At 71.3% G+C, this 5871-nt stretch carries 6 protein-coding genes and 1 pseudogene; 4 read left to right on the top strand and 3 right to left on the bottom strand.

The annotated features are described in order from the left end of the window. The 4 genes and pseudogenes from GT030_RS00285 to GT030_RS00275 form a co-directional block, all read left to right on the top strand. Positions 1 to 676, top strand: a pseudogene (locus tag GT030_RS00285) (MFS transporter); the annotation flags it as partial. Positions 677 to 725: 49 nt separating this feature from the next. Then, positions 726 to 848, top strand: coding sequence for an SGM_5486 family transporter-associated protein (locus GT030_RS37015; protein WP_268255589.1), 123 nt, complete (start codon positions 726 to 728; stop codon positions 846 to 848). 167 nt (positions 849 to 1015) lie between these two features. After that, positions 1016 to 1213: a hypothetical protein gene (locus GT030_RS00280; RefSeq protein WP_161199258.1), complete on the top strand. Its 198-nt coding sequence runs from the start codon at positions 1016 to 1018 to the stop codon at positions 1211 to 1213. A gap of 80 nt (positions 1214 to 1293) precedes the next feature. Continuing rightward, positions 1294 to 1812, top strand: a complete 519-nt coding sequence (locus tag GT030_RS00275) for a histidine phosphatase family protein (protein ID WP_161199257.1) — start codon at positions 1294 to 1296, stop codon at positions 1810 to 1812. Between the two features lie 61 nt (positions 1813 to 1873). Here GT030_RS00275 and serB read toward each other — a convergent pair whose 3' ends face one another. The 3 genes from serB to GT030_RS00260 all read right to left on the bottom strand — a co-directional run. Further along, a complete protein-coding gene (serB, locus tag GT030_RS00270) occupies positions 1874 to 3097 on the bottom strand; it encodes a phosphoserine phosphatase SerB (RefSeq protein WP_161199256.1) in 1224 nt (407 codons plus the stop codon). Between the two features lie 132 nt (positions 3098 to 3229). Then, positions 3230 to 3637, bottom strand: coding sequence for a hypothetical protein (locus GT030_RS00265; protein ID WP_161199255.1), 408 nt, complete (start codon positions 3635 to 3637; stop codon positions 3230 to 3232). A 26-nt stretch (positions 3638 to 3663) separates the two neighbouring features. Next, positions 3664 to 5871: polymorphic toxin type 27 domain-containing protein (locus GT030_RS00260; RefSeq protein WP_202459501.1), on the bottom strand; the 2208-nt coding region annotated here is incomplete at its 5' end.

Here is a 5871-nt window from a genome sequence, read left to right as displayed (position 1 = left end):
CCTCGCGGGCATCGCCGTGCTGCCCTGGCTGCCCCTGGTCCGCGAGCGGGTGCCCGCGCCGGTACCGGTGCCGGGCGCGGAGGCGGGCCCCCGGCTGCGCATCGCCCGCAGCCGCACCGCCTGGGCGCTCGCCGTCTTCTTCGGCCTCCAGGCCACCGCCGCCTACATCACCATGGGGTGGATGCCGCAGATCTTCCGCGACGCCGGGGTCCCGGCCGGTACGGCGGGCGTGCTCCTCGCGGTCACCATGGTGATGGGCGTCCCGCTGGCCTTCGTCATCCCGCGCGTGGCGAGCCGGCTGCCCCACCAGGGGCCCATCGTGCTGGTCCTCGGCGCCTGCGGCCTCGCCGGCTACGCCGGGCTGTACCTCGCGCCCGCCGCCGGAGCCTGGGCCTGGGCGGTGCTGCTGGGCGTGGCCAACTGCGCCTTCCCGCTCGCGCTCACCATGGTCGGCATGCGGGCCCGCACCGGGCCGGGCGTGGCCCAGCTGTCCGCGTTCGCCCAGAGCACCGGGTATCTGCTCTCCATCCCCGGCCCGCTGCTGGTCGGCGTGCTGTACCAGCGCAGCGGTGGCTGGGGCGTGCCGATCGCGCTCATGGCGGCGCTGATGCTGCCGCAGATGGCGGTCGGGTTCCTCGCCGGCCGCGACCGGATCGTGGAGGACGAGGCGCACTGAAGCCGGGGGCGGCGCTCTCCGGCCCCGGGGAGAGTGGGAGACTGGCCGCATGCAGCCAGTGCTCGACCCGAACCCCCAGAACGGCCAGAAGAAGATGCTGATCGTCTTCGGCTCGTTCTTCGCCATCTTCATCGTCATCGGCATCGTCGCGATGCTGCTCGCCCCCTCCTGATCGCGCCCTGGGGCGGTGTGGCGGGGGTTTTCCCCACCATCCCCTAGGGGGCGGGGATCAGGGTCAAGTGGGTGGAAGCCCGGATGGGTTGACGGCCGGTGACCGCGTAGCTTCGAGGGGTACGGGAGAGGGATTCCCGTACGGTCCGACGAGCGACGGAGGCGATCATGCCGGTACCCGCCCATACCCGGCCCCACCCCGCCGGTGCCGGTGCCCGGCTGCCCTGGTGGGCGCTGGCCCTGCCGGTACTCGCGTTCGTCGCGCTGCTGCTGCTCCTCATGAACCCCTCCGACGCGCACGCGGCGAGCGGCGACCCCGCGCTCGCGCACATGCTCGAGCGCGCCCGGCAGCTCCTCGCGCACTGAGGACCGGCCCCCCGCCCACCGGTGAATCCGCATGTCAACTCCCTGCGCCAGGTGGCCTGTTTCATGCGAAGCTGGGTGACATGAGCGTCGCTGAACCCCGCAGGATCGTCATCTTCCGCCATGCGAAAGCCGACTGGCCCCAGGTTTCCGACCATGAGCGCCCCCTCGCCGACCGGGGCCGCACGGACGCCCCCGTCGCCGGCAGCAGGCTCGCCGATACCGGAATCTCCTTCGATCTGGCCGTCTGCTCCACCGCGGTACGCACCCGCGAGACATGGAAACTCGCGGTGCCCGAGCTGGATCACCGGCCGAAAACGGTCTATGAGGACCGGGTCTACAACGCCTCGCCCGGCGAGCTGATCGCCGTGCTGAACGAGACCCCGGACGACGTGCGCAACGCGATCCTCATCGGCCACAACCCCGGCGTGCACAACCTGGTCGAGATCCTCGCCGGAACCGCGGAGGACGACCCCCGCGAGCGGATGAACCGCCGCGGCTTCCCCACCTCCGCCTTCGCCGTGCTGACCTTCGACGGCGACTGGAAGGACCTGGAGCCGGGCAAGGCGACGCTGGCGGACTACTGGGCGCCCTCGGAGTGACCTGAGCGGACACGCGCGGGGCCCGGAACCGAGGCGGTTCCGGGCCCGATGCGTATCCGGCTCAGTCCTCGTCGTGCGTCTGCGCCGCCTCGACCTCTTCCCGGCTGACGCCCAGCAGATAGAGCACGGTGTCCAGGAAGGGGAAGTTCACCGCGGTGTGCGCGGCCTCCCGGACCACCGGCTTGGCGTTGAAGGCCACGCCCAGACCGGCCGCGTTCAGCATGTCCAGGTCATTGGCGCCGTCACCGATCGCCACCGTCTGTGACAGCGGCACCCCCGCCTCGGCGGCGAACCGGCGCAGCAGCCGCGCCTTGCCCGCCCGGTCCACGACCTCACCGGTGACCCGGCCGGTCAGCTTCCCGTCCGCGATCTCCAGCGTGTTGGCGTGCGCGAAGTCCAGGCCCAGCCGGTCCTGCAGCGCGTCCGTGACCTGCGTGAAGCCACCGGACACCACCCCGACCTGATAGCCGAGCCGCTTCAGCGTACGGATCAGCGTCCGCGCGCCCGGCGTCAGCCGGACCTCCTCGCGGACCTTGTCCACCACGGAGGCGTCCAGCCCCTTCAGCAGGGCCACCCGCGCGTGCAGGGACTGCTCGAAGTCCAGCTCCCCGCGCATCGCCGCCTCGGTCACCGCGGCGACCTCCGCCTCACAGCCGGCGTGCGCGGCGAACAGCTCGATGACCTCGTCCTGGATGAGGGTCGAGTCCACGTCCATCACCACGAGCCGCTGCGCCCGCCGGTGCAGGCCCGCCGAGACCACGGCGATGTCGACACCGAGTGCGGAGGCGCTCGCGGCCAGCGCGCTGCGCAGGGTTTCCGTCGCCACGCCGGACACCGCGAACTCCACGGCCGTCACCGGATACTTGGCGAGCCGGAAGATACGGTCGATGTTGCCGCCGGCCTGGGCGATCCGCGCCGCTATGGCCGCCGTCGACTCGGCGGTCAGGGGGTGCCCGAGCACCGTCACCAGGGAGCGGCCGACACCGCGCGGGCGGTTGTCGCCATGGCCGGAGATGATCTCGGCCTGCATCTTCATCGACTCGGCCCAGCTGTGGACCGTCGACCGGAGGTCGCCCTCCAGCCCCTCCGCGGGCTGCGTGACCAGCGCGCACAGCACCAGCCGGCCCCGCGTCACGACCTGCTCGATGTCGACCACGTCGACCTGGAAGGCGGCCAGGGTGTCGAACAGCCCGGCCGTGATGCCGGGCCGGTCCTTCCCGAACACCTTGACGAGAAGAGTGGGGACCTCACCGGTCCGCGAAGCGACGATCTGCGAAGCGCTCATGGTCCCACCACCGTATCCGCCCCCCGCGGCCCCCCGCCCGACAGGTCCGCCACCCGGACAGGGGCCGCCGGGCGACGAATCGCCCGACGGCCCCGCATACCGTCCCCGCGCCTCGGCGCCGGGACGGCACGCTCATCCCACGGTCCCCCACTCGGCCGGGTACGGCGGCGGCCACGACTTCGAGAAGTCGAACAGCGACTCCCTGTCCATCACGGAGTACTCCGCCTCACGCCAGCTGGGCGCACCCCCGACCACGAAGCTGCCGTCGTCCGCGATGATCCACGTCCACTGCGCGTCATCGGCCGACAAGCCGTGCCGCTCGCTCAGCTCGGCGAACTCCGCCTCGGTGGCCCGCCTGATGTGCAGGCCGTCGCGGTAGTACGGCCTGAGGAGCATCAGCCTCACATGGCCGATGTACACCTCCACGCGCGTGGTGGTCTCATCCATGGCGAGCGCCTCGCTCCTCAGCATCAGCTGACGGTGCGAAGGATCGAAGCCGGTGACTCGGAAGAGACGGCCGGTACGGACGAAGTCGGGCATGACTCCGGTTCTCCTCTCGTTCCGCATCATTGACCCCATGGCGGGACAGGCATGTCGGTGACTTTAGCGCCCTTCCAGTACCAGTCGACGGACGACCACTGGCGCCCTCCCGTGAGTATTTTGACCCGCAGAGTCGCCATCTCCCAGGCAGTCCCGTTCTTGGACTGCGTGGCTGGAACCCAGTCCGGGCCCACCAGGGGCATGCCCTTCTCGACAAGCATGTCGAGAGCCTGCGCGGGGCTCTCCGCGCCTTCCACTCCGTCCAGCGACACCGAGAGTCTGACCTCCGAGTTACTCATCGCCTCCTCGGCTCCGGCCATCCAGGCAGGTCTGCCTCCCGCCCACTCCATCAGCTTCCCGAAAACCGGGTTGTTGAAGGTCTTGCCACCGATGCTCGCGGCCAGCTCGTCGCTCATCGGGTAGATCCCGAGGACGATGTGGTCGCCCGGCTGGACGAGGTCCTTGAGCATGAGCTCGGGGCCGCACTCGTTGTGGACGAGCACAGGTGTCGAACCCGCGTACACGTAGTACGTGTGAGCGTTGTCCACCTCGAAGTTGAAGACACGCGTCTTCCCCTTCACGAGCGAGGTACCGGTCACCTCGTCGGCGGCGCCGCTCTCCGTGCGCAACGCGTCGCCGGCCCGCAGATCGCGCGCCTCGACCCAGCCGCGCTGCTGCACCCAGAACCGGTGGGACTCGGTGGCCTCGACACTGCCCCCGGCTGTCCGGACGCTGACCACTCGGTCCACGGTGCGGTCGAACAGCTCGAGGACCCGTTGCAGGGACTTCGTACCGGTCGCGGGATCGGTGGACCAGACCCGGTCACCGACCCTGATCTTCTCGATGGGCTTCGGGCCGCTCTCGGTGGCGACCTTCGTCCCCGCCACGAAGCACCGGCCGGCCAGAGCCTCGCCGGCCGCCCGTTCCAGACTGGCGAGGGCCGAGGGGGTGAGCCCCGCTCCGCGCAGCCCCCAGATCGCCTCGGTCAGCCGACCGCCGTTCACGATGGCCAGACGCATTGCGGACGCCGCCTCGGCCGCCGCCATGAGGGCCTTGGGAACGATGATGCTGCCGGCCAGCCACAGGCAGCCGCTGAGCTTTCCGTGGCTGCAGTCGATGATGTCCTTCACCGCAGCCAGCGCCAGGGCCTTCAGCACGGAAGCGGTGAGCTGGACGCCGTCGACGTGGACCTTCATCTCCTTGAACCGGACGTCCAAGGGAGCGCTCATCAGGTAGTCACGCTTGATACCGCTTCCGCAGTCCGCCCGTGAGACACCCGGCCGCGAACACGTCTCGAGATAGAAGTCCATCGTGCCGTAGACGTGGTACGCGAGATCGATCTCGCAACCGATGTCGGCCCCGGTGTGCGTGCCGACGCAGTCGCTCAGCGGGTCGATGTCGACGAGCGTGTCGTCGCTGGGACGCATCACCACGCCGTCCACGCCCACGCCGCCGTCGGCGGTCCGCTGCCGCTCCTCCCACTCGTCCCGCAGGGCGTCCTGCGTACGGATGGCGATCTGGGCCGTCTCGACCGCGAGATCCCGGGCGTGTGCCGCGGCCGCCTCGGCGGTCGTCGCGTCCCTCTCCGCCTGGTCCGCGACACCGCGCGCCGTGCTCGCGTCGCCCTCGGCCTCGGTGGCCGCGCTGCGGGCGGACGCCGCGTCCTTCTCGGCGTCCGTGGCGGAGGCGTCGGCCTCGTCCGCGTAGCCCCCGGCCGTGGTGGCGGCGGTCTGCGCCGCGGCGGCGTCCTCCGTCGCCTGCCTGTTGTACTCGACCGTGTTCGTCTCGGACTTCTGCGCGGCCTTCGCCGAAGCGGTGGCGGCACTCGCCGAAGCCTGCGCCTGCTGCGAGGACTTGGTGGCCTTCGCCGCCCAGTCCGCCGCCTCCGCCGCCGCCTCGGCCGCCGCCTTGGCGTCCGCGCCGGCCCTGGCCGCCAGTTCCTTCGCCTCGACCGCGGCCTTCGCGGCCTGCACCGCCTTGGCGTCCGCCACCGCGGCCTGCTGCTCGGCGGCCGTCTTCGCGGCCTGTCCCGTGAGCACGGCCAGACCCGCGGAGGAGTCGGTCTCCTTGTACGGGGTACCGAGTTCGATCGCGTCGTTCGCCGGCTCGATGACCTGCGCGGCCGCGTCCCGGGCCGCCGTGGCCGCCTGGGCCGTGGCGTAGGCGAACCCCGCCGTACGCACCGAGTCCACGCCGGCCAGCGAGGCCTCCGCGCGCGCCGACGCGGCGTCGGC

This window comes from Streptomyces sp. SID1328 (assembly GCF_009865595.1).
GTDB lineage: Bacteria > Actinomycetota > Actinomycetes > Streptomycetales > Streptomycetaceae > Streptomyces > Streptomyces griseoluteus.
This window is presented reverse-complemented; position numbering and strand designations above follow the sequence as displayed.